This window comes from Streptomyces sp. PKU-EA00015 (genome assembly GCF_013387495.1).
GTDB lineage: Bacteria > Actinomycetota > Actinomycetes > Streptomycetales > Streptomycetaceae > Streptomyces.
In genome coordinates this window covers 19460-40971 of record NZ_JABZEE010000028.1, presented here as the reverse complement: position 1 = coordinate 40971, position 21512 = coordinate 19460, and the positions used below count along the sequence as shown (strand labels likewise).

Sequence of the window (21512 nt, the reverse complement as noted above, 5' to 3'; positions counted from 1 at the left end):
GGCGCGGACAGGACGTCCGGGCCGGTTATCCTGGATCGTCCCCTTGTCCGTCCCGAGCCCCCGGAGTCACGCGTGCGCATCGACCTGCACACCCACTCCACGGCCTCGGACGGTACGGACAGCCCGGCCGAGCTGGTGCACGGCGCCGCCGCTGCCGGCCTGGACGTCGTCGCCCTCACCGACCACGACACCACCCGCGGGCACGCCGAGGCCGCCGCCGCCCTCCCCGAGGGGCTCACCCTCGTCACGGGCGCCGAGCTGTCCTGCCGCCTCGACGGCGTCGGGCTGCACATGCTGGCGTACCTCTTCGACCCGGAGGAGCCCGAACTGCTGCGCGAGCGCGAGCTCGTACGCGACGACCGTGTGCCGCGCGCCCGGGCCATGGTCGGCAAGCTCCAGGAACTCGGCGTCCCCGTCGAGTGGACGCAAGTCGCCCGTATCGCCGGTGACGGCTCCGTCGGCCGCCCGCACATCGCGGAGGCCCTGGTCGAACTCGGCGTCGTGGACTGCGTGTCCGACGCCTTCACGCCCGCCTGGCTTGCGGACGGCGGCCGGGCGTACGTCGAGAAGCACGAGCTCGACCCGTTCACGGCCGTCCGCCTCGTCAAGGCCGCCGGCGGGGTCACCGTCTTCGCGCATCCGCTCGCGGTCAAGCGCGGCCGCACGGTGCCCGAGAGCGTCATCGCCGAACTGGCCGTGCACGGACTCGACGGCATAGAGGTCGACCACATGGACCACGACGAGGCGGCGCGCGCACGGCTGCGCGGCCTCGCCGGGGAACTCGGTCTGCTGACGACCGGCTCCAGCGACTACCACGGCAGCCGCAAGACCTGCCGGCTCGGCGAGTACACCACCGACCCGGAGATCTACGGCGAGATCACCCGCCGCGCCACGGGCGCGTTCCCGGTGCCGGGTACGGGCGGAACGCGCCCGTAGACCCGCCGCCCTTCGTACACCCCTCTCCCGCAAGGCCCTTCACCGTGTTCGACGCTGCCGTCTTCGGCTCCCTGTTCCTCACCCTCTTCGTCATCATGGATCCCCCCGGGATCACCCCGATCTTCCTCGCCCTGACCTCCGGACGCGCCGCCAAGGTGCAGCGCCGGATGGCCTGGCAGGCCGTCGCCGTCGCCTTCGGCGTGATCACCGTCTTCGGCATCCTCGGCCAGCAGATCCTGGACTACCTGCATGTCTCCGTGCCGGCGCTGATGATCGCCGGTGGACTGCTCCTGCTGCTGATCGCGCTCGACCTGCTCACGGGCAAGACCGACGAGCCCAAGCAGACCAAGGACGTCAACGTCGCCCTGGTGCCGCTCGGCATGCCGCTGCTCGCCGGCCCGGGCGCGATCGTCTCGGTCATCCTGGCGGTCCAGCACGCGGACACCGCCGGCGAACAGCTGTCGGTGTGGGCGGCGATCGCCGCGATGCACGTCGTGCTCTGGCTGACCATGCGCTACTCGCTGGTGATCATCCGCGTGATCAAGGACGGCGGTGTCGTACTGGTGACCCGGCTCGCGGGCATGATGCTCTCCGCGATCGCCGTGCAGCAGATCATCAACGGCATCCGGCAGGTGATCCAGGGCGCTTGAGGCCGAGACCCCACGACGCGCCGCGCCCCCGTACGGATCTTCTGTACGGGGGCGCGTCGCGTAAGGCTCGTAAGGGTTACGAAGCCGAGGTTTCGGCAGGCCGGATGAGGATGCGCTGGCCGATGGAGGCGGCTTGCTGCACGATCCGGTTGACGGAGGCGGCGTCCACGACGGTGCTGTCCACGGCGGTGCCGTCGACGTCGTCCAGTCGCATGATCTCGAAGCGCACGGCTTCTCCCTTCGTCTGATCCTCCTGAAGGAGAACTGCTGACAGACGGAATTCTCCGTCTGGGTACACAGGTCCACAACGCAGTGCATCCTGCAAACATTCCCTACGCTAAGGAAATTTTTCGGATGCCTAACTACTGGCGGGTAGTGCTCCGGACACGGACAATGAGCCTCGTATGAACGACGCCGAAATCGCCCGCATCGCCGCCCGCCTGGAGCGCACCAACGAGCTCCTGCAGCGGATGCTCGCCGAGGTCGCGACGACCCCTTCGACCCATGCCATCTTCGTCGACGCCGGTTACGTCTATGCTGCGGCCGGGTTGCTGGTGGCGGGCACCGAGGACCGGAGGGCCTTCGACCTCGACGCCGAGGGGCTGATCGAGGCCTTCATCGACAAGGCGCGCACGATCTTCGCCGACAGCCGCCTGCTGCGGGTGTACTGGTACGACGGCGCCCGCCGCCGGATCCACACCCCCGAGCAGCAGTCCATCGCGGAACTGCCCGACGTCAAGGTGCGCCTCGGCAACCTCAACGCGAACAACCAGCAGAAGGGCGTCGACTCCCTGATCCGCTCCGACCTGGAGTCCCTCGCCCGGCACCGAGCCATCAGCGACGCGGCCCTCATCGGCGGCGACGAGGACCTCGTCTCGGCGGTCGAGGCGGCGCAGGGCTACGGCGCACGCGTCCACCTGTGGGGCATCGAGGCCGCCGAGGGCGGCAACCAGGCGGAGCCGCTGCTCTGGGAGGTCGACAGCAGGCGGACGTTCGACCTCGACTTCTGCCGCCCCTACATCACCCGCCGGCCCGTCACGACCTACGAGAACGAGGGCGCGCCACCGCCCTCCCGTGACGAGGTGCGCCTCATCGGCGCCCGGATCGCGGCGAACTGGCTGGGGGAACGGGGCCGTGCCGCGATGGCCGAGCTGTTGCCCGGCCACCCCTACCTGCCGGGTCCTGTGGACCAGGACCTGCTGATCGAGGCGGAACAGCTCCTCCAGCGGTCACTGCGCGGACACGCGGTCCTGCGGCGTGCGCTGCGCGACGGCTTCTGGCAGCACCTGGAGTCCCAGTTGTGAGAGATCGGTCACTGCCGGTCCCAGAACCGCAGCAGGGCCTCCGCGGTCTCCCGGGGGCGGTCGGTGTTCGGGGAGTGCTCGGCGCCCGCGACGACGGTCCGGTGCGCGCCGAGCCGGCGCGCCATCTCGTCCAGCAGCGGGACGGGCCAGGTGTCGTCACGTTCCCCGGACAGCACGTGCTTGGGCAGCGGCCGCACCGCGGCGAGCTCGTCGATCCGGTCCGGCTCGGAGGTCAGCTGCCGTCCCGTGGCGAGCAGTTGGGCGGGGTTGTGGCGCAGCCAGCGCCGCCGCAGGTCCTCCCGGTCGCCGTTCCGTGACGCGTCGAGATCCTCCGGAGCGACCGCCTCCATGGCCTGCATGGCCGACCAGACCTCGTCCATCGTCATCACGCCGAGCGCGTCGGCGAGCAGCTCCACACGCTGCCGCTGGGCCGGGCTGACCTCGGCGGGGCCGGAGGACATCAGGGTGAACGTCAGGAACGGCGAGGCGTCCAGGAGTACGGCGGCGCGAGCGATCTGCCCGCCGAGCGAATGCCCGACGAGGTGCACGCTTCCGCCGGCTGCCGCCGCCTGCGCCAGCACGTCACGGGCCAACTCGCCCTGGGCGTAGGCCTTCTGGTCCCGGGGGCCGTCGGTCTCGTACTGGCCGCGCCCGTCGACCGCGACGGCCCGGTAACCGGCGTCGGCGAGCGGTTCGAGCAGGGCGATGAAGTCCTCCTTGCTCCCCGTGTACCCGGGCAGCATCAGCACGGTGCCGCGCACAGTCCCGGCGGGCGGCCGCGCGTCGAGCACGGCGAAGTCACCGCGCACGGTCGGCAGAAGGAGGGACCGGGCACAGGCGGGCGGTACGAAGGTGGGCGGCCGGCTCATGGTCCCGAGGCTAGCGCGGGGCCGAGGAGGTGGCGTCCGCGGGACGGGGCCGTACGGCGGGCTCTGTGGCGGAGCCCACATGAGGCTCCCGTCACGGGAAGGTGCGGGGCGGGGAAAGGCCGACGGCCCGGCCCCCTTCCGGGGGCCGGGCCGTCTCGTCGTGCGGGTGGCGTCAGCTCTCGGGCTGCGCCACGGCCTTGCGCGTGCGGGTGCGGCGCGGCTTGGGCTCCGCCTCCGCCTCGGCCGCCGTACCGGCAGCCGCCGTGGCCTTCGGCTCCGCCGCCTTCCGCGTACGCGTGCGACGGGGCTTGGCCTCGGGCTCGGTGCCTTCCGCCGTCTCGACCGCCTTGGCGGCACGGGTACGGCGGGGCTTGGCCTCCGGCTCCGCGGCCTCGGCGGTCTCGGCGGCCTTGGTGGCGCGGGCCCGGCGGGGCTTGGCCTCGGGCTCGGTGCCTTCCGCCGTCTCGACCGCCTTGGCGGCGCGGGTGCGGCGCGGCTGGGCCTCCGGCTCCGTGCCCTCGGCGGTGTCGACCGCCTTCGTCGCACGCGTGCGACGGCGCGGCGTGGGCTCAGCCTCCGGCTCCTGGACGGCTACCGCGGCAGCCGGCTCGACCTCGGCCTCGGGCGTGGCGGCCCGCGTGCGGCGGCGACGCGGCTTCTCCTCCGCGGGTTCCGCCGTCTCCGCCATCGTCGCGGTCTCCACGACCACGGTGGACGCCGACGCCTCGACCGCCTGCGACGCACGCGTGCGGCGGCGCGGCGGACGGGGTGCCTCCTCCGCCTCGATGGCGGGCTCGGCAACGGTGACGGCGGCCTCGACCGTCTCCACCGCGGCCGTCGCCGCCGGCGACGCCTGCGCGTTCACTCGGGTACGGCGACGGCGGCGCGGCGTGCGCGGCTGCGTCGGCTCCTCGGCCGGGCCGGCGGACTGCTCCGGCACGGACGGCGCGTCCACCTCGGCCCCGCCGCGCGTGCGCCGCCGCTGACGCGGCGTACGCGTACGCTCCGGGCGCTCCTCGCGCACGGCCGTCGGCGCGGACCGGCGGCCGCGGCCACCCGTCTCGCCCAGGTCCTCGAGCTCCTCCGCCGCGAGACCCGCGCGGGTGCGCTCGGCGCGCGGGAGGACGCCCTTGGTGCCCGCCGGGATGTTCAGCTCCTCGAACAGATGCGGGGACGTGGAGTACGTCTCGACCGGGTCGGGGAACTTCAGGTCCAGCGCCTTGTTGATCAGCTGCCAGCGCGGGATGTCGTCCCAGTCCACCAGCGTCACGGCGGTGCCGCTCGCGCCCGCGCGGCCGGTGCGGCCGACGCGGTGGAGGTAGGTCTTCTCGTCCTCGGGCGACTGGTAGTTGATGACGTGCGTGACGCCCTCGACGTCGATGCCGCGCGCGGCGACGTCGGTGCACACCAGCACGTCCACCTTGCCGTTGCGGAAGGCCCGCAGCGCCTGCTCGCGCGCGCCCTGGCCGAGGTCGCCGTGGACCGCGCCCGAGGCGAAGCCGCGCTGGGCCAGCTGGTCGGCGATGTCCGCGGCGGTCCGCTTCGTACGGCAGAAGATCATCGCCAGCCCGCGGCCCTCGGCCTGCAGGATGCGGGAGACCATCTCCGGCTTGTCCATGGAGTGCGCGCGGTAGACGCGCTGCGTGATGTTGGCGACGGTCGCGCCCTCGTCGTCCGGCGCGGTGGCGCGGATGTGCGTGGGCTGCGACATGTAGCGGCGGGCGAGGCCGATGACCGCGCCCGGCATGGTGGCCGAGAACAGCATGGTCTGACGGCGCGCGGGCAGCAGCTGGATGATCTTCTCGACGTCGGGCAGGAAGCCCAGGTCGAGCATCTCGTCGGCCTCGTCGAGGACGAGCGCGCGCACGTGCGAGAGGTTCAGCTTCTTCTGGCCCGCCAGGTCGAGCAGGCGCCCGGGGGTGCCGACGATCACGTCGACGCCCTTCTTGAGCGCCTCGACCTGGGGCTCGTACGCCCGGCCGCCGTAGATGGCGAGCACGCGGACGTTACGCACCTTGCCGGCGGTCAGCAGGTCGTTGGTGACCTGGGTGCACAGCTCACGGGTGGGGACGACCACGAGCGCCTGCGGGGCGTCGGTCAGCTCCTCGGGCCGGGCCCGGCCGGCCTCGACGTCCGCGGGGACGGTGACGCGCTCCAGCAGCGGCAGGCCGAAACCGAGCGTCTTGCCGGTGCCGGTCTTGGCCTGGCCGATGACGTCGGTGCCGGAGAGCGCGACGGGGAGCGTCATCTCCTGGATGGGGAAGGGGGAAACGATACCGACGGCCTCGAGGGCCTCGGCGGTCTCGGGGAGGATCCCGAGATCCCGGAAAGTCTTGGGCTGCGTAGTCAGGGTGTTGCCTCTTCTGTGAGACGCGGCGCGAGGCGAACGCTGGGGGGTCGTACCGCACCTGGGTACTGGGCCGGCCGTGGATTGGCCGGATGGCGCGGGACCACTGCCGTCGCTCGAGCGTCGTGCCGCTGGAGGGGGCCCCTCATCTGCGGTCGCACGCAACTGTGTACGCACTGTCCGCGTGGAGGGCGGTCGGGTCGGAGCCGATCGGGCCACCGACCGGGCATCCTCATTCATCAGACGGCCCACTGAGCAGATAAAAAAAGCTGATGCTCAGCAGGCGCATTACCACTGTACCCCGGAATCGCGCATGTGTGTTGGGGCAATTCCCAGGAAACGTCTTCGGGGCACGGCTGACCAGGCCCTTCCCCCGATCGGCGGGCGGGCTATTGTGCGCTCCATGGAGACGCCTGACAACGCCACTGAACACACCGGGATCGCCGCCCAGGACTGGGCCGCGGCCTCCGCAGAACCCCAGTACCGCGCCGCTGTCGTGGACCTGCTGGGCGCGCTCGCGTACGGCGAGCTGGCGGCCTTCGAGCGCCTCGCCGAGGACGCGAAGCTCGCGCCCACGCTCGGTGACAAGGCGGAGCTGGCGAAGATGGCCTCGGCGGAGTTCCACCACTTCGAGCAGCTGCGGGACCGGCTGACGGCCATCGAGGCGGAGCCGACGACGTCGATGGAGCCGTTCGCCCAGGCACTGGACGACTTCCACCGCCAGACCGCACCGTCGGACTGGCTGGAGGGCCTGGTCAAGGCGTATGTGGGCGACTCGATCGCCAGCGACTTCTACCGCGAGGTCGCGGCCCGCCTGGACAGCGACACCCGGGCCCTGGTGCTGGCCGTCCTCGACGACACCGGTCACGGCAACTTCGCCGTCGAGAAGGTGCGCGCCGCGATCGAGGCCGACCCGCGCGTCGGCGGCCGGCTCGCCCTGTGGGCGCGGCGGCTGATGGGCGAGGCGCTGTCCCAGGCGCAGCGGGTCGTCGCCGAACGCGACGCGCTCTCGACGATGCTCGTGGGCGGTGTGGCGGACGGCTTCGACCTGGCCGCGGTCGGCGAGATGTTCTCCCGGATCACCAAGGCGCACACCAAACGGATGGCCGCCCTGGGGCTGGCCGCCTGACCGTCCGGCCTCACGCGGACGCATCCGGCCGGCCGGATGCGTCCGCGTCACGCTCGTGCGGTCGGCCTCGGTGCCGCCTGAAGCGGCCGGCCTTCCTGCCCGGCCGCCCTTCCTCGCGCGGCCGGTCGTCGTCGTCCTTCAGAAAGGGAACGCGCGGTGCAGTCTGCGTGTCGAGGGGCGCAGCAGCAGCGACAGCAGCACGGTGCCGATCGCCGCGGAGCCGATCAGGGTCACCAGCTCATGGCCGGGACCGAGCGCCACATGCGTCACATAGGCGCCGAACATTGCGCCCAGCGTGCCCGTGGTGAACACCGCCCGGCGGGACGGGAGCCGTTCGGCGAGGTGGCGCGTCGCGGCCCAGGAGAGGGCCAAGCCGATCAGGACGGAACCGAGCGCTTCCAGGAGCACTGCTGATCACCTCACGGACGCCGGCGCGGCAGGAACGGTCACAGCCCGTACTACCCCGGGGCAACGGATCACAACCCTCCCCTGAGTAGGCGAAAAAGGGCCCTGAACAGGGGAATCCGGCATTGGGGAAGAAAGGGGCGAGGGCCCGGCGGGAAACCGCCGGGCCCTCCTTCGATGTGATCGACCCCGTGCCTACAGGGCGCCGAATCCCACACGTCGCGTCGTCGACTCGCCGATCTCCACGTAGGCGAGACGGTCGGCCGGCACCAGGACCTTGCGGCCCTTCTCGTCCGTCAGGCTGAGCAGCTGCGCCTTGCCGGCCAGCGCATCGCCCACCGCGCGCTCGACCTCCTCGGCGGACTGCCCGCTCTCCAGAACGATCTCCCGGGGCGCGTGCTGCACGCCGATCTTGACCTCCACGGCTATGTCCCTCCGAACGGTCAGTTGCGTTGCGCGATCAACGCGCCGTACGCAGCACACATTAGCCGGGACACGGGACACGGCAGGCGCGGGTGGGGAACGCCAGGAGCGAACAGCTTCAGTGCTGTTCGGCCGGGTGCTGCTCGCTGCCGTGCAGCGGGAAGCCCGCGATACCGCGCCACGCGAGGGACGTGAGCAGCTGCACCGCCGTGTCCCGCGGGATGCCGGAGCCGCTGGAGAGCCAGTAGCGCGCGACGACCTGGGAGACACCGCCGAGGCCCACGGCCAGCAGCATCGACTCCTCCTTGGACAGGCCGGTGTCCTCGGCGATCACGTCCGAGATGGCCTCCGCGCACTGCAACGAGACCCGCTCCACCCGCTCGCGGACCGCGGGCTCGTTCGTCAGGTCGGACTCGAAGACGAGCCGGAACGCGCCGCCCTCGTCCTCCACGTAAGCGAAGTAGGCGTCCATCGTGGCCGCCACGCGCAGCTTGTTGTCCGTCGTCGACGCGAGCGCCGTGCGGACCGCCTGGAGCAGCGACTCGCAGTGCTGGTCCAGGAGCGCGAGGTAGAGCTCCAGCTTTCCGGGGAAGTGCTGGTAGAGCACGGGCTTGCTGACGCCGGCCCGCTCGGCGATGTCGTCCATGGCGGCCGAGTGGTACCCCTGAGCCACGAAGACTTCCTGGGCCGCGCCCAGGAGCTGGTTTCTGCGGGCTCGGCGTGGCAGGCGTGTGCCCCGCGGGCGCGCCGCCTCTGTCTGCTCGATGGCTGTCACGCCGCCTCCCAATGTGTTGAACAAGCACAGTTCTTCCGTACGCGCTGTGCGCCGCGCCGCCATCGTACTTTTGGGTAACGACGGAGTGCGTGGTGCGGACGCAGAATTTCACGGACCGGACAGTCACGGAAGCTGCCTGTTCGCGGGCAATACGCGGACATACCGGCGACAAGCGCGGCAGGTCACCGGTAGTCGTCCTCGTCGAGCGCCACCACGCGCGCCTGTTCGGCGGCGTCCGCCTCGTTCGCGGCGTCCGGATCGGCGCGGTTCACCTGATCGTCCCGTTCCGGGCGTACGTCGGTGTGCTGCTCGGCGGCGTCGGCCTCGGGGACCTCCGAGTCGTCGGTCGTGGCGGTGTCGTCGTCCTCGGTGAAGGTTTCCGGTTCAGTGGGATCGACTGTCATACCGCACCGCTTTCCCTGGAATGCGCCCTTTAGTACGAGCCTAGGAGTTCCTGATGGCGGGCGCTACGCGGTACGTGCCGCATCTGTGACACCGAACACACGAGTCATGGCGTGATCGTCTCGTAACATTGCCCGCATGTCTTCGACCGAGCTGCCGGGCACCGCCGCCGCGAATGCCGCGGTGGCCCCCAAGGTCGCGACCGTCCGTGTCGCCGAGGGCGAGAGGCTGCGCTCCGTCACCCTGCCGGGCCTCACCCTGACCGTCCGTTCGCGCCCGCCGGCCACCGCCGGGCTGCCGCCCGCGCTGTACGTGCACGGCCTCGGCGGCTCGTCGCAGAACTGGTCGGCGCTGATGGCGCACCTCGAGGACGTGGTGGACGGCGAGGCCGTCGACCTGCCCGGTTTCGGTGACTCGCCGCCGCCGGACGACGGCAACTACTCGGTCACCGGGCACGCCCGCGCGGTCATCCGCTTCCTCGACGCGAGCGACCGCGGGCCCGTCCACCTGCTCGCCAACTCGCTCGGCGGCGCCGTGTGCACCCGGGTCGCGGCCGTCCGTCCTGACCTGGTGCGCACGCTCACCCTCGTCTCGCCCGCGCTGCCCGAGCTGCGCGTGCAGCGCTCCGCGCTTCCCACCGGGCTGCTCGCCCTGCCCGGAGTGGCCCTGCTGTTCGCGCGGCTGACGAAGGAGTGGAGCGCCGAACAGCGCACCCGCGGGGTACTCGCGCTCTGCTACGGGGACCCCGCACGGGTGACGGAGGAGGCGCTGCGCAACGCGGTCGAGGAGATGGAGCGGCGCCTGCGCCTTCCGTACTTCTGGGACGCGATGACCAGGTCCGCACGTGGCATCGTCGACGCGTACACGCTCGGCGGACAGCACGGGCTGTGGCGTCAGGCGGAGCGCGTCCTCGCGCCGACCCTGCTCGTCTACGGGCGCAAGGACCAGCTCGTCTCGTACCGTATGGCGCGCAAGGCGGCAGCGGTGTTCCGGGACTCCCGGCTGCTGACGCTCCCGGACGCCGGGCACGTTGCGATGATGGAGTACCCGGAAACGGTCGCCCAGGCATTCCGGGAACTGCTCGACGACTGCAGTGGGAGCTGATCCGGGGCGTGGGACGACACAGTCGCAAGGGCCCCGTACCCAAGGGCGCCGGCTCCGGGGGCGCACCCGGTCCGGCCTCCGGGGAGCGGGAGGCCGCCGTGGCCTCGCCCGGCAGCGGTCGGCGCAGGCGGTCGGCGGGCTCCGGCCCCGAGCAGCACACCTCCGCCGGGACCGGACCCTTCGCCGGACCGGCCAGGGGCGGGCACCCCGAGCACCACGAGTCAGGCGGCGGCTGGGGCGACTGGCAGACCGGTACGCAGCAGCAGGTGCGGACCGTGCCGCCGCCCGCGGCGGTGGGCGGACCGCGCATACCGGGCCCGCGCCGGGAGTTCGTCGAGGCCTTCGACGCGCCGGCGGCCGGCCCGGCCCCCGACCCGTACGGGCCCGCCAGCGATCCGGCCCCCGAGGCCGAGGCGCTCGGCGCCGACGAGGCCGGGGAGCCTTTGGCCAAGGGCGGCAAGGGACGCACGTTCACCGGCGTCGCGGCCGCCGCCGTGGCCACGGTCCTCGCGGTCGTCGTCGCCGGTCAGGTGGCCGCCGACCGGCACGACAGCGCCGGAGCCCGGTCGTCGGAGCAGGACCGCCGGGCCGTGCAGGAGCGCCCCGGCCGGTCCGACGGCAGGCCGGCACCCGCCCAGGAGGCGGCGCGGCCGCCCGCGTCCCCGACATACGCGCAGCTGATGACCCGGCAGTTCCCCATCGACCCCGAACTGCGGGCGTCCGGGGAATTCGAGGCGGTGCCCGGCCTGGACAGGGCGCCCGGCAAGGGGCGCAAGATCCGCTATCGGATCGACGTCGAGAAGGGGCTCGGCCTGGACCGGGGCCTGTTCGCCCGGGCCGTCCAGGAGACGCTGAACGACGAGCGGAGCTGGGCGCACGGCGGGGCCATGACCTTCGAGCGCATCTCGTCGGGCCGGCCCGACTTCGTCATCACTCTGGCGAGCCCCGGCACGACCGCCACCTGGTGCGCGAAGTCCGGTCTGGACACGACCGTCGACAACGTCTCGTGCGACTCCGCGTCGACGGAGCGCGTGATGATCAACGCGTACCGGTGGGCGCAGGGCGCCGAGACGTTCGGGCCGGGCGCGATGCTCGCCTACCGGCAGATGCTCATCAACCACGAGGTCGGGCACCGGCTCGGCCACAACCACGTGAACTGCCGGACGCCGGGGGCGCTGGCGCCGGTGATGCAGCAGCAGACGAAGTCGCTGGACATCGGCGGCGTCGAGTGCAAGCCGAACCCCTGGGTGCACCCCGGGGAATGAGGCCGCGCGGAGCTGGCCGCAGCATGACTCTGCGTGACGAAAACGCACTGTAGCGCGACAGAACGCTACCTGGGTGCGAAAGTTACGGGCGTTCACCCCTTCTGGTGGTGCAATGGACAACCGTCCGTCGCGCCACCGCCACATCCGCATAACGTCGTCCCGCCGAGAGCCGCCGGAAACCAACGGCGGCCGCCCACAAGGGAGATCGGGGGTGTACGCGTGCGGATCGGATTGCTTACGGACGGTGCCTATCCGTATGCGGCGGGTGAGTCCGGGCTCTGGTGCGACCGGCTGGTACGCGGTCTCGCGCAGCACGAGTTCGACGTCTACGCGCTCAGCCGCAGCGCCCCTCAGGAGGGACCGCCCGCTCTGCCGCCCCAGGTGCGCCAGGTACGCACGGCGCGTCTGTGGGCGCCCGCGGACGACGGCGTGCGCCACGGGCGGCGCGAACGGCGGCGCTTCGCCGGACACTTCGGGGACCTGGCGGCCGCGGTCTGCGCCGGCGGCGACGGCTTCGCCGACGGCCTGTACGGTCTCGCGGACCTGGCCCGCGACCACGGCGGACTTCACGCGGCCCTGCGGTCCGAAGCCGCCCTGTGCACTCTGGAGTCCGCCTGCCGCGCGCCCGGCGCACACCGCGCCCTCCGGGGGGTGACCGTCGCCGACCTGCTCAGTGTCGCCGACCGCCTGGAGCACGCCCTGCGCCCCCTGTCGCTCGACTGGTACGAGGACGACGCCCTCGCCTCGGCCGACCTCTGCCACGCCGCGTCCGGGGGACCGGCAGCGCTGCCCGGCCTTGTGGCCAAACGCTTCTGCGGAGTCCCGCTGCTGGTCACCGAGTACGGCGTCCACCTGCGCGCGCAGTACCTCGCCGGGCGCGAGGCCGGACTGAGCGGTCCCCTACGGGCCATGCTCGCCGGGTTCCACGGACAGCTCGCCGCCGAGCTCTACCGGCAGGCCGCCGTCATCACCCCCGGCAACGGTCACACCCGGCGCTGGCAGGAGAAAAGCGGTGCCGACCGCGCCAGGCTGCGCACGGTTCACCCCGGCATGGAGGCGGACCGGTTCGCGGCCGTCGGCGAGAGCGACGACGCGGGGGACGGACACACCCTCGTCTGGGTCGGCAGGATCGAGCCCGCCAAGGACCTCATCGCCCTGCTGCACGCCTTCGCGGAGGTCCGCAAGGAGGAGCCGGCCGCGCGCCTGCGGCTGTTCGGCGCACCGGCGCAGGGAGAGGAGGCCGCGACCTACCTCGCCCACTGCCGGGCCCTGGCCGCACAGCTCTTCCCCGACGAGGCCGCGGGCGCGCACGCCGTCGGGGACAATCCGGTCTCCTTCGAGGAGATCGGCGGCCCCGAGACACCCGAACTGGCCGACGCCTACGCCGCCGGCGCGGTCGTCGTCCTCTCCAGCGTGGTCGAAGGCTTCCCCGTCAGCCTGGCGGAGGCGATGTTCTGCGGCCGGGCCACGGTGTCCACGGACGTCGGCGCGGTCGTCGAAGTCATCGGCGGCACGGGGCTGGTCGTGCCCCCGCGCAACCCGCGGGCGCTCGCGGACGCGTGCCTGGCGCTGCTGCGCGACCCTGAGCGCCGGGCGCGACTGGGCGCTGCCGCGCGTGCCCGCGCGCTCGAACTCTTCACCGTGGAACAGAACCTGACGGCATTTCGCGGCATTTACCTGGAGCTGATCTCGCACTCGCCGGTGCAGCGGGAGGCCGTCGACGCCGACGGGGAGCCGCTGCCCTTTTCGCACCCGGCCGAAGCGCACGTGCCGGGCGGCTGGACGGGCGGCGCGGGCACGCACACGCCGAGCTGGGCGACGGCCCCCGGACCGGGGCTCGTCGGCGAAGGCTCGGCACCCGAGGCCGGGAAGGAGGCAGGCCGGTGAACGCGTCACGCGTCACGGGGAACACGGCCCCCGAGGAGCCGACGGCCCTGCACCAGGACCTCGGCGTCGGCCTGGAGGCCGCGGCCGGCGACGACCACGCGGTGTGGGCCCGGGCGGCCCTGACGGCACTCGACGACATCCGCGCCGAATCCGCGCCGGGCGGCGTTCCGGAGGCCGGCCCCGAGCCCTCCTCCGCGCGGGACCGGGCCGGCGTGGAGGGCGAGGCCCTCGGCGGGATCCGTCCTGCCGAGCCCCTCGGCCGTCCGGCACCGACCGGCATGCTCCGGGAGGCCGCCGGGGACAGCCTGGGACGTGGCGAGTCAGGCGCGCCCCCTGGCGCCGTCGACCGGACGGTCGCCGGTGGTCCGGGGGCGGACGCTCCGCGCCGGGCCCTTGGTGACGACGGTGCCGCGAGCACCGGCGGGTCCGCCCCGGACGGCGCGGCCACTGGCGGCGCGGCCGGGCGGGACCGTTTCCGCAGTGCCGGCGCCCCCGTGCGGGGCGGGTCCACGAGCGGCGCCGTGCGACGCGGCGGCGTCGATCCCGTCAAAGGGCTCATCCACCGGCACCGCGAATTGTGCGAACAGGCCGTCGACCCCCTGGAGATCGCCGCCGGCCTCGAGGCCCACGGGCTGACCGACCGCACCGCTGCCCGCTTCCGGCACCGGGACGTGTTCTCGCTCGCAGAGGAGATGTTCGCGCGGGCCGAGCGGGTCCCCGCCACCACGGACGACCGCCCGGCGCGCGCCGCCGATTCGCGCGCCGGGCGGGCCGGGCCGTACCTGACGCCGCTGCTGCCGGGCGTGGTGTGCGCCCTCGCGGTCGCGGGCACCGCCGCCACCGAGGGCGCCGCCCGGCTCGCGTCCGGCGCGATCGGCGCACTCGCCACGGGCCTCGCGCTCCTGTTCGCGCTGCGCAGCGGCCCTCTGCGCGCCCGGGGCCGTACGCTCCCCGCCGCACGCCTGTGGACACTCTGGCTGCTCCTCTACGCGGCAGGCGGCCAAGCGCTGACGGCCGAGGTCGTCGCCGGCGGCCCCGACGGCCTGTGGCCCCTGACCCCCGCCCCCGTCGTCGCGCTCGCCCTCGCCGTCGCCCCGGCCGCCTGGTGCGCGGACCTCTTCGCCGCACGGGCGCGCCGCAGGCTCGGTCCCAGCTGCGGACTGGACGACTTCGCCGCCGGGACACGCCCCCTGCTGCTCGCCGTCCTCCTGCTGTACGTCGCCGCGCTCGGCGCACTCGTCGCACTGACCGGGCTCGTCCTGCCCGGCGCGGGGACGCTCGGGCCCGCCGCGGTCCTCGGCACGCTGCTCTTCCTGGCCCGGCTGCTCGTCGTCCACGGCTTCCCGGAGCCCGCGTCGGCCGCCCTGGCCGCCGCCTGCGCCGTCGAGGTCGCGGCGCCGGCCCTGCTGCTGTCGGGCAGGCTGCCCGGCCTCGACCTCGTCGCACGTCCCGTGGAGGCGCTCGTCGGGGCGTGGGGCGTGGCCGCCGTACCCGTACTGGCCTGCGGGGCCACCGCGCTGGGCCTTGCCGCCCACGCGTTCGCGGTGCTCGCCCGGGCCTCCGCCCACACCCGCTGAACACCCGCACACCGGTGGAACAGGCCGACGTGTCCCGCGGAGCCGACACCGCGGACACCCGGCGTCCATGGCATCGAACGGCAACACCCGAAGGAGACTGCGCATGACCCCGAACCACCCGCACACGGCCCGTCGGCACCGAGGAGCCGCACGATGAGGGTGCTTCTGCTCGGTGCCAACGGATTCCTCGGCCGGTTCGTCGCCGACCGGCTTCTCGCCGATCCGGCCGTGCACCTCACGACGCTCGGCCGCGGCGACGACGCCGATGTGCGCTTCGACCTCTCAGGCGGCAGCCCCGGCGCGCTCACGCGCTTCCTCGGCGCCGTCCACCCCGGTGTCGTCATCAACTGCGCGGGCGCCACCCGCGGCGGTGCCCGCGAACTGACCCGGCACAACACCGTCGCCGTCGCCACCGTCTGCGAGGCGCTGCGCCGCAGCGGCTGCGGCGCACGGCTCGTGCAGATCGGCTGCGCCTCGGAGTACGGCCCGTCCCAGCACGGCTCGTCGACGGCGGAGGACGCCGTGCCGCGCCCCGGCGGCCCGTACGGGGTCAGCAAGCTCGCCGCCACCGAGCTGGTGCTCGGCTCCGGACTCGACGCCGTCGTCCTGCGGGTCTTCTCGCCCGTGGGGCCCGGCACCCCGGCCGGCTCCCCGCTCGGCCGCCTCGCCGAGGCGATGCGCCGGGCGATGCAGCAGGGCGACGGGGAGCTGAAGCTCAGCGGCCTCGGCGTGCAGCGCGACTTCGTGGACGTCCGGGACGTTGCGCGCGCCGTGCACGCCGCCTCCCTGTCCGCCGCGCAGGGCGTCGTCAACATCGGCACCGGTCGTGCCGTGAAGCTCAGGGACGCGACGACGACCCTCGCCCGCGTCGCCGGCTTCGCGGGCGCGCTGCACGAACTGGACGCGCCCTCGGTCCGCCCCGGTATCGGCGCCCCGCGCACCGAGTCCGTCGTCGAGCACCTGGCCGCCACACCCTCCCCGTACCCCGACGGATGCGGCGGCTGGCAGCAGGCCGACGTGCGCACCGCGCGGGACCGGCTCGGCTGGCGGCCCCGCATCAACCTCGAGGAATCCCTCGCCGACATCTGGATGGAGGCGGCATGCCGCATCTGACGAGTTCCGGAACCACGCTCTCGGCCACCGGCGCGGACAGGCTGGGCTTCGGCATCCCGGGCTGTGCACATCCGCTGCTCGCGCCCGTCGAATGGGCCGAACTGACCCGTCCTGGGGCCCCGCTGCACTGGGTGGTCCTCAATGTCGCGGACGGTCCCGGCGCTCTGCCCGACCCGCACTGCCTGGAGGCGGCGGGCCGGCTGAGGAACGCCGGGGTCCGCGTCCTCGGGCATCTCGATCTCGCGCGCGGGGAGCGCTCGTTCGGCGACATCGTCTGTGACGCTCAGCACTTCGCCGACTGGTACCGGGTCGACGGCTTCCTCCTGGACCGCTGTCCGGTCGAGCGCGCGGAGCTGGCACAGGTGCGGCGCACCACGGCCACGCTGGACGCCATGACGGGAGGCGGGCACCTGGTCCTGGGGCACGGCACGCACCCGTATCCCGGCTACGCGGAGGCGGCGGACCAGTTGGTCACGTTCTCGGGGCCGTGGACCGATTACCGCTGGTCGCAGGTGGCGGAGTGGACGGCGGACTACCCGCCGGAGCGGTTCGCGCACTTCGTCCACGGGGTGCCGCGCACTCACCTGGAGGAGGCCACCCGGATCGCACGCTGGCAGGGCGCCGGGACGATCTTCTTCACCGACCGGGGATCTCCGGATGCAGGAAAGGGGCAAAGCGGGCCATACGAGGCGCTGCCCGGCTACTGGGACGAAATCGTCTCGCAGATCGGACCGGGTGTCTCGGAATGAGAAGGGCCGTGGCAGTGTTACCGGAAGAACAACCGTACTGATACCGATCTACGGAGTCCCCGTGTCGCTGCCACCCCTGGTCGAGCCAGCTGCTGAGCTCACCGTCGACGAGGTCCGCAGGTACTCCCGCCACCTGATCATCCCCGACGTGGGGATGGACGGGCAGAAGCGGCTGAAGAACGCCAAGGTGCTCTGTGTGGGCGCCGGCGGCCTGGGTTCGCCGGCCCTCATGTACCTCGCCGCGGCCGGTGTCGGCACGCTCGGCATCGTGGAGTTCGACGAGGTCGACGAGTCGAACCTGCAGCGTCAGATCATCCACAGCCAGGCGGACATCGGCCGCTCCAAGGCCGAGTCCGCCCGCGACAGCGTCAAGGGCATCAACCCGTACGTGAACGTCGTCCTCCACGAAGAGCGGCTCGAGGCCGAGAACGTGATGGACATCTTCAGCCAGTACGACCTGATCGTCGACGGCACGGACAACTTCGCGACCCGCTACCTGGTCAACGACGCGTGCGTGCTGCTGAACAAGCCCTACGTCTGGGGCTCGATCTACCGCTTCGACGGTCAGGCCTCCGTCTTCTGGTCCGAGCACGGCCCCTGCTACCGCTGCCTCTACCCGGAGCCCCCGCCGCCGGGCATGGTCCCCTCCTGCGCCGAGGGCGGCGTGCTGGGCGTGCTGTGCGCGTCCATCGGCTCCATCCAGGTCAACGAGGCGATCAAGCTGCTCGCCGGCATCGGTGAGCCGCTGGTCGGCCGGCTGATGATCTACGACGCCCTGGAGATGCAGTACCGCCAGGTCAAGGTCCGCAAGGACCCGAACTGCGCGGTCTGCGGCGAGAACCCGACCGTCACCGAGCTCATCGACTACGAGGCCTTCTGCGGCGTCGTGTCCGAGGAGGCCCAGGAGGCGGCGGCCGGTTCGACGATCACTCCCAAGCAGCTCAAGGAGTGGATCGACGACGGCGAGAACATCGACATCATCGACGTCCGCGAGATCAACGAGTACGAGATCGTCTCGATCCCGGGCGCGCGTCTGATCCCGAAGAACGAGTTCCTGATGGGCAGCGCCCTCCAGGACCTGCCGCAGGACAAGAAGATCGTCCTGCATTGCAAGACGGGTGTCCGAAGTGCGGAAGTCCTCGCGGTGCTCAAGTCGGCGGGCTTCGCCGACGCGGTGCACGTCGGCGGCGGCGTGATCGGCTGGGTCAACCAGATCGAGCCGGAGAAGCCGGTCTACTGACCAGCACGGTGCAGGGGCCCCGGACCGCGTGTGCGGTCCGGGGCCCCTGCCGTTGTTCGCTCGGTAAGACCTGCCGCGCCTCATGCCTCTCGCCGGAGGCGCGGGCGCGGCCTCACGACGTGCAGGTCGTGCCGTCCGCCGGGACCTTGCCGTCGAGCAGGTACGCGTCCACCGTGCGCTTCGCACAGGATCCGCCGCCGTACGCCCCGTGCCCCTCGCCCTTGTTGGTGACCAGCACACCGACGCCCGCACCGAGCTCGTCCGCCATCCGGCGCGCGCCCTCGTACGGTGTCGCCGGGTCACCCGTCGTGCCGACGACCAGGACCGGCGCGGCGCCCTTCGCCGAGACCTCGGGGGTGTCGGACGCGCCGGGGACCGGCCAGTCGGCGCACCAGCCCGCCAGGTCCCAGGCGAGGTAGGGCCCGAAGACGGGGGAGACCTCGGTGAACTCGGCGAGATGGCGGGAGCGGACCTCGTCCCCCGTCACACGGCCCTTGGCGTCCGCGCACGATATGGCGCGCTGCGAATGGTCCTGCGTGCCGTACCGTCCGTCCTCGTCGCGGTTGTTGAACGAGTCGGCCATCAGCAGCAGCTGCGTGCCGTCCCCGTTCTCCGCCGAGTTCAGCGCGGACGTCAGGTACTTCCAGCTGTCCTCGGAGTACAGCGGCATGATGATGCCGGACACCGCGAGGCTCTGGGTGAGCTCGCGGCCGCCGTTCGCGGGCAGCGGTTCACGGTCCAGTCGGCGCAGGAGCTTCACCACGCGCGCGGTGCCCTCGGCGGCGCCGATGCCGCGGCTGCGGAAGTAGTTGTCCAGCGCGCGCTGGAAACCGCGGGCCTGGTTGCGCGAGTGCGCCACGTAGTCGGCCGAGGGGTCGACTACCGCGTCCAGCGCGAGCCGCCCGGTGTTCCGGGGGAACAAGTGGGCGTACACGCCGCCGAGTTCGGTGCCGTAGGAGAACCCGAAGTAGTGCAGCTTCTCGTCGCCGAGAACCTGGCGGATCAGGTCCATGTCGCGGGCGGCGCTCACCGTGCCGACATGGGGCAGCACGCGGCCGGACCGCGCCGCGCAGCCCGCACCGAAGGCAGCCGAGTCCGCGAGGTACGCCTTCTCCTCGGCAGGCGTGTCCGGGGTGGAGTCCAGCGCCAGCGACGTCGCGGTCTCCTTGTCGCCGCGGCACACCACCGCGGAGCTCTCGGCGACGCCGCGCGGGTCGAAGCCGACCAGGTCGTAGCGCTGGTGCAGGGCGCCGTAGCCCTTGGCGGCGTTCGGGAGCGCGGCGACACCGGAGCCGCCGGGACCGCCGAAGTTGAACAGCAGCGAGCCGATGCGCCGGCCCGGATCCTTCGCCACGGAGCGGATCAGGGCGATGCCGATGGTCTCCCCGGTGGGGTCGCCGTAGTCGAGCGGCGCCTTGAGCGTGGCGCACTGCCACTCCCGGCCGGGCCGCTCGGCGTAGCTTCCGTAGGCCTTGACCGGAGCCTCGCAGGCGCCCCAGTCCAGCCGCTGGCCGGTGAGCGACGCGGGCAGCGTCACGGCCTGAGGGCCGCTGTCCGCGGAGGCGGAGGCCGAGGCGGGTGAGGACGCTGCGGCGTTGTTCCTGCCGTCCTGCGTGTCCTGGCCCGGGCTGCCGCATCCCGCGGCCGCACCGGCCAGCAGCAGGACCGCGGCCGCCGCGGCCCCCGCACGGACTCGGTTCCTCATTCCGGCCCCCCAAGGCGTTCGAAGACAGTTTCGACATCCTAGGGGGCCTCGGGACCGGTCTACCGGCAGACCGTCCCGTCCTTCGGGACCCTGCCGTTCAGCAGATAGGCGTCGACGGCGCGGTCCACGCACGCGCTGTTGCCGTACGCGCCGTGCCCCTGCCCCCGGTAGGTGATCTGGACGCCCACGCCCTTGCCGAGGGCCTCCTTCATCGCCTTGGCCCCTTCGTAGGGAGTGGCCGGGTCGCCCGTGTTGCCGATGACGACGATCGGCGCGGCGCCCGGGGCGGAGACGTCCGGGTGCGACCACATGCCCGGCACCGGCCAGTCGGTGCAGCTCATCAGGGCCCAGCCCAGGAAGTCGCCGAACACGGGTGACGCCTTGTGGAACGCGGGCAGCTTCGCCTTGGTCTGCTCCAGCGTGTACCGCTCCTTGGAGTCGGCGCAGCCGATGGCCATGCCGGCCGCTTGGATGTTGCTGTACGTGCCGGTCTCCGAGCGGCCGGTCAACGCGTCGGAGAGCGCGAGCAGCAGCGCGCCGCTGCCGCCCTCGGCCTCGTCGAGGCCCTGCTCCAGCAGCTCCCAGTACTCGCGGGAGTACAGAGCCTGCGCGATGCCGTTCAGCGCCTGGCTCTGCGTCAGCTTGCGTTCCCCGATGCCGGCGATCGGCTTCCTGTCCAGGCCGTCGAGGAACCCGATGATCCAGTCCTGCATCTCCCCGACGGTGGAGCCGGGGAGCCGGCAGTCGTCGCCTCGGCTCACGCAGTCCTTGAGGAAGTTGGTCAGCGCCAGCTGGAAGCCCTCGGCCTGGCCGAGGGAGCCCTGCTCGGAGTTCTCGCTCGGGTCGACCACGGCGTCGAACACCGCTCGCCCCACCCGCTGCGGGAACAGGTGGGCGTACACGCCGCCGAGTTCGGTGCCGTAGGAGATCCCGAAGTAGTGCAGCTTGTCGTCGCCGAGGACCTGGCGGATCAGGTCCATGTCGCGCGCGGCGTCGACGGTGGCGACATGGGGAAGCTCGTTGCCCGAGTTCTCCTCGCAGGACTCGGTGAACGACTGGACGCCCTCGACGAACGTCTTCTCCTCGGACGCGTCGTCGGGCGTCGAGTCCTGGGCCACGTACGCGTCCATCTCGCGGTCGTCCAGGCACTCCACGGGCACGCTGCGGCCGACCCCGCGCGGATCGAAGCTCACCAGGTCGTAGCGGGTGTGCAGGGTGCCGTAGTCCTTGGCGGCGGCGGGCAGGGTGGCCACGCCGGAGCCGCCGGGGCCGCCGAAGTTGAAGAGGAGGGAGCCGATGCGGTTCGCCTGGTCCCGTGCGCGTGCGCGGATGAGCGCCAGTTCGATGGTCTCGCCGTCCGGCTCGTCCCAGTCGAGCGGCGTGTCCAGGAACGAGCACTCCCAGACGGTGCCCCCGGGCAGCGGAGACGGCTTCGTCCCGCCGCCCTCGGCCTCGGAGGGCGCCGGGCACGGCTGCCACTCCAGCACCTGGGCGGCGAGATCCTTGGGGCGGTCCTCGTCGTCCCCCCCGCCGCCCCCGCAGCCGGCGGCAGTCAGCAGGACGGCGACGGCGGTGGCGACGGCGGCCGTACGAGCCGCTGTACGAGTGGTCGGCATGGGGCCATCGTGCGAC

20 protein-coding genes are annotated in these 21512 nt (G+C 72.6%); 11 read left to right on the top strand and 9 right to left on the bottom strand.

Going from position 1 to position 21512, the window contains the following annotated elements:
• Window positions 1-72 precede the first annotated feature (72 nt).
• Together HW130_RS18005 and HW130_RS18000 are read left to right on the top strand one after the other, a co-directional pair.
• Window positions 73-936 carry a PHP domain-containing protein gene (locus tag HW130_RS18005; RefSeq protein WP_177150635.1) on the top strand — a complete coding sequence of 288 codons (864 nt, stop codon included), beginning with the start codon at window positions 73-75 and terminating at the stop codon, window positions 934-936.
• A gap of 44 nt (window positions 937-980) precedes the next feature.
• A complete protein-coding gene (locus HW130_RS18000; RefSeq protein WP_177150634.1) occupies window positions 981-1586 on the top strand; it encodes a MarC family protein in 606 nt (201 codons plus the stop codon).
• A 76-nt stretch (window positions 1587-1662) separates the two neighbouring features.
• On the opposite strand, the gene HW130_RS17995 is transcribed toward HW130_RS18000, so the two are convergent.
• Window positions 1663-1815, bottom strand: coding sequence for a hypothetical protein (locus HW130_RS17995; protein WP_177150633.1), 153 nt, complete (start codon window positions 1813-1815; stop codon window positions 1663-1665).
• Between the two features lie 175 nt (window positions 1816-1990).
• Between HW130_RS17995 and HW130_RS17990 the strand changes: the two genes are divergently transcribed.
• Window positions 1991-2890, top strand: a complete 900-nt coding sequence (locus tag HW130_RS17990) for an NYN domain-containing protein (RefSeq protein ID WP_177150632.1) — start codon at window positions 1991-1993, stop codon at window positions 2888-2890.
• A gap of 8 nt (window positions 2891-2898) precedes the next feature.
• On the opposite strand, the gene HW130_RS17985 is transcribed toward HW130_RS17990, so the two are convergent.
• Both HW130_RS17985 and HW130_RS17980 read right to left on the bottom strand, forming a co-directional pair.
• Complete coding sequence (locus HW130_RS17985; RefSeq protein ID WP_177150631.1) at window positions 2899-3759, bottom strand: alpha/beta fold hydrolase; 861 nt, start codon at window positions 3757-3759, stop codon at window positions 2899-2901.
• 172 nt (window positions 3760-3931) lie between these two features.
• Window positions 3932-6007 (bottom strand): DEAD/DEAH box helicase, encoded by a 2076-nt coding sequence (locus HW130_RS17980; protein WP_177150630.1) that lies wholly within the window; start codon window positions 6005-6007, stop codon window positions 3932-3934.
• Window positions 6008-6509: 502 nt separating this feature from the next.
• Here HW130_RS17980 and HW130_RS17975 point away from each other — a divergent pair.
• On the top strand, window positions 6510-7235 hold the full coding sequence (locus tag HW130_RS17975) for a ferritin-like fold-containing protein (protein ID WP_177150629.1): 726 nt from the start codon (window positions 6510-6512) through the stop codon (window positions 7233-7235).
• 138 nt (window positions 7236-7373) lie between these two features.
• Here HW130_RS17975 and HW130_RS17970 read toward each other — a convergent pair whose 3' ends face one another.
• From HW130_RS17970 to HW130_RS17955, 4 genes are all read right to left on the bottom strand, one after another.
• A complete protein-coding gene (locus HW130_RS17970) occupies window positions 7374-7643 on the bottom strand; it encodes a hypothetical protein (protein ID WP_177150628.1) in 270 nt (89 codons plus the stop codon).
• Window positions 7644-7835: 192 nt separating this feature from the next.
• Window positions 7836-8063 (bottom strand): DUF3107 domain-containing protein, encoded by a 228-nt coding sequence (locus HW130_RS17965; RefSeq protein WP_309140465.1) that lies wholly within the window; start codon window positions 8061-8063, stop codon window positions 7836-7838.
• Window positions 8064-8181: 118 nt separating this feature from the next.
• Window positions 8182-8838, bottom strand: a complete 657-nt coding sequence (locus tag HW130_RS17960) for a TetR/AcrR family transcriptional regulator (protein ID WP_177150627.1) — start codon at window positions 8836-8838, stop codon at window positions 8182-8184.
• Between the two features lie 182 nt (window positions 8839-9020).
• Entirely contained in the window at window positions 9021-9242 is a 222-nt protein-coding gene (locus HW130_RS17955; protein ID WP_177150626.1) for a hypothetical protein, read from the bottom strand.
• Window positions 9243-9378: 136 nt separating this feature from the next.
• Between HW130_RS17955 and HW130_RS17950 the strand changes: the two genes are divergently transcribed.
• The 7 genes from HW130_RS17950 (at window position 9379) to moeZ (ending at window position 18175) form a co-directional block, all read left to right on the top strand.
• On the top strand, window positions 9379-10344 hold the full coding sequence (locus HW130_RS17950; RefSeq protein WP_177150625.1) for an alpha/beta fold hydrolase: 966 nt from the start codon (window positions 9379-9381) through the stop codon (window positions 10342-10344).
• Between the two features lie 8 nt (window positions 10345-10352).
• The gene (locus HW130_RS17945; protein ID WP_177150624.1) at window positions 10353-11609 is read left to right on the top strand and encodes a DUF3152 domain-containing protein; all 1257 of its coding nucleotides are present in this window, start codon (window positions 10353-10355) and stop codon (window positions 11607-11609) included.
• A gap of 219 nt (window positions 11610-11828) precedes the next feature.
• Window positions 11829-13496 (top strand): DUF3492 domain-containing protein, encoded by a 1668-nt coding sequence (locus tag HW130_RS17940; protein ID WP_177150623.1) that lies wholly within the window; start codon window positions 11829-11831, stop codon window positions 13494-13496.
• Window positions 13493-15073: a hypothetical protein gene (locus HW130_RS17935; RefSeq protein WP_177150622.1), complete on the top strand. Its 1581-nt coding sequence runs from the start codon at window positions 13493-13495 to the stop codon at window positions 15071-15073. Before HW130_RS17940 ends, HW130_RS17935 begins: the two co-directional genes overlap by 4 nt.
• 153 nt (window positions 15074-15226) lie before the next feature.
• A complete protein-coding gene (locus HW130_RS17930; RefSeq protein WP_177150621.1) occupies window positions 15227-16186 on the top strand; it encodes an NAD(P)-dependent oxidoreductase in 960 nt (319 codons plus the stop codon).
• Window positions 16174-16935: a spherulation-specific family 4 protein gene (locus tag HW130_RS17925; RefSeq protein WP_177150620.1), complete on the top strand. Its 762-nt coding sequence runs from the start codon at window positions 16174-16176 to the stop codon at window positions 16933-16935. Before HW130_RS17930 ends, HW130_RS17925 begins: the two co-directional genes overlap by 13 nt.
• 61 nt (window positions 16936-16996) lie before the next feature.
• Window positions 16997-18175: an adenylyltransferase/sulfurtransferase MoeZ gene (gene moeZ / locus HW130_RS17920; RefSeq protein ID WP_177150619.1), complete on the top strand. Its 1179-nt coding sequence runs from the start codon at window positions 16997-16999 to the stop codon at window positions 18173-18175.
• A 112-nt stretch (window positions 18176-18287) separates the two neighbouring features.
• Here the strand turns inward: moeZ and HW130_RS17915 are convergent, their stop codons facing one another.
• Window positions 18288-19880, bottom strand: coding sequence for an alpha/beta hydrolase (locus HW130_RS17915; protein WP_177150618.1), 1593 nt, complete (start codon window positions 19878-19880; stop codon window positions 18288-18290).
• Window positions 19881-19939: 59 nt separating this feature from the next.
• Window positions 19940-21496 (bottom strand): alpha/beta hydrolase, encoded by a 1557-nt coding sequence (locus HW130_RS17910; RefSeq protein WP_177150617.1) that lies wholly within the window; start codon window positions 21494-21496, stop codon window positions 19940-19942.
• Between the last annotated feature and the right edge of the window lie 16 nt (window positions 21497-21512).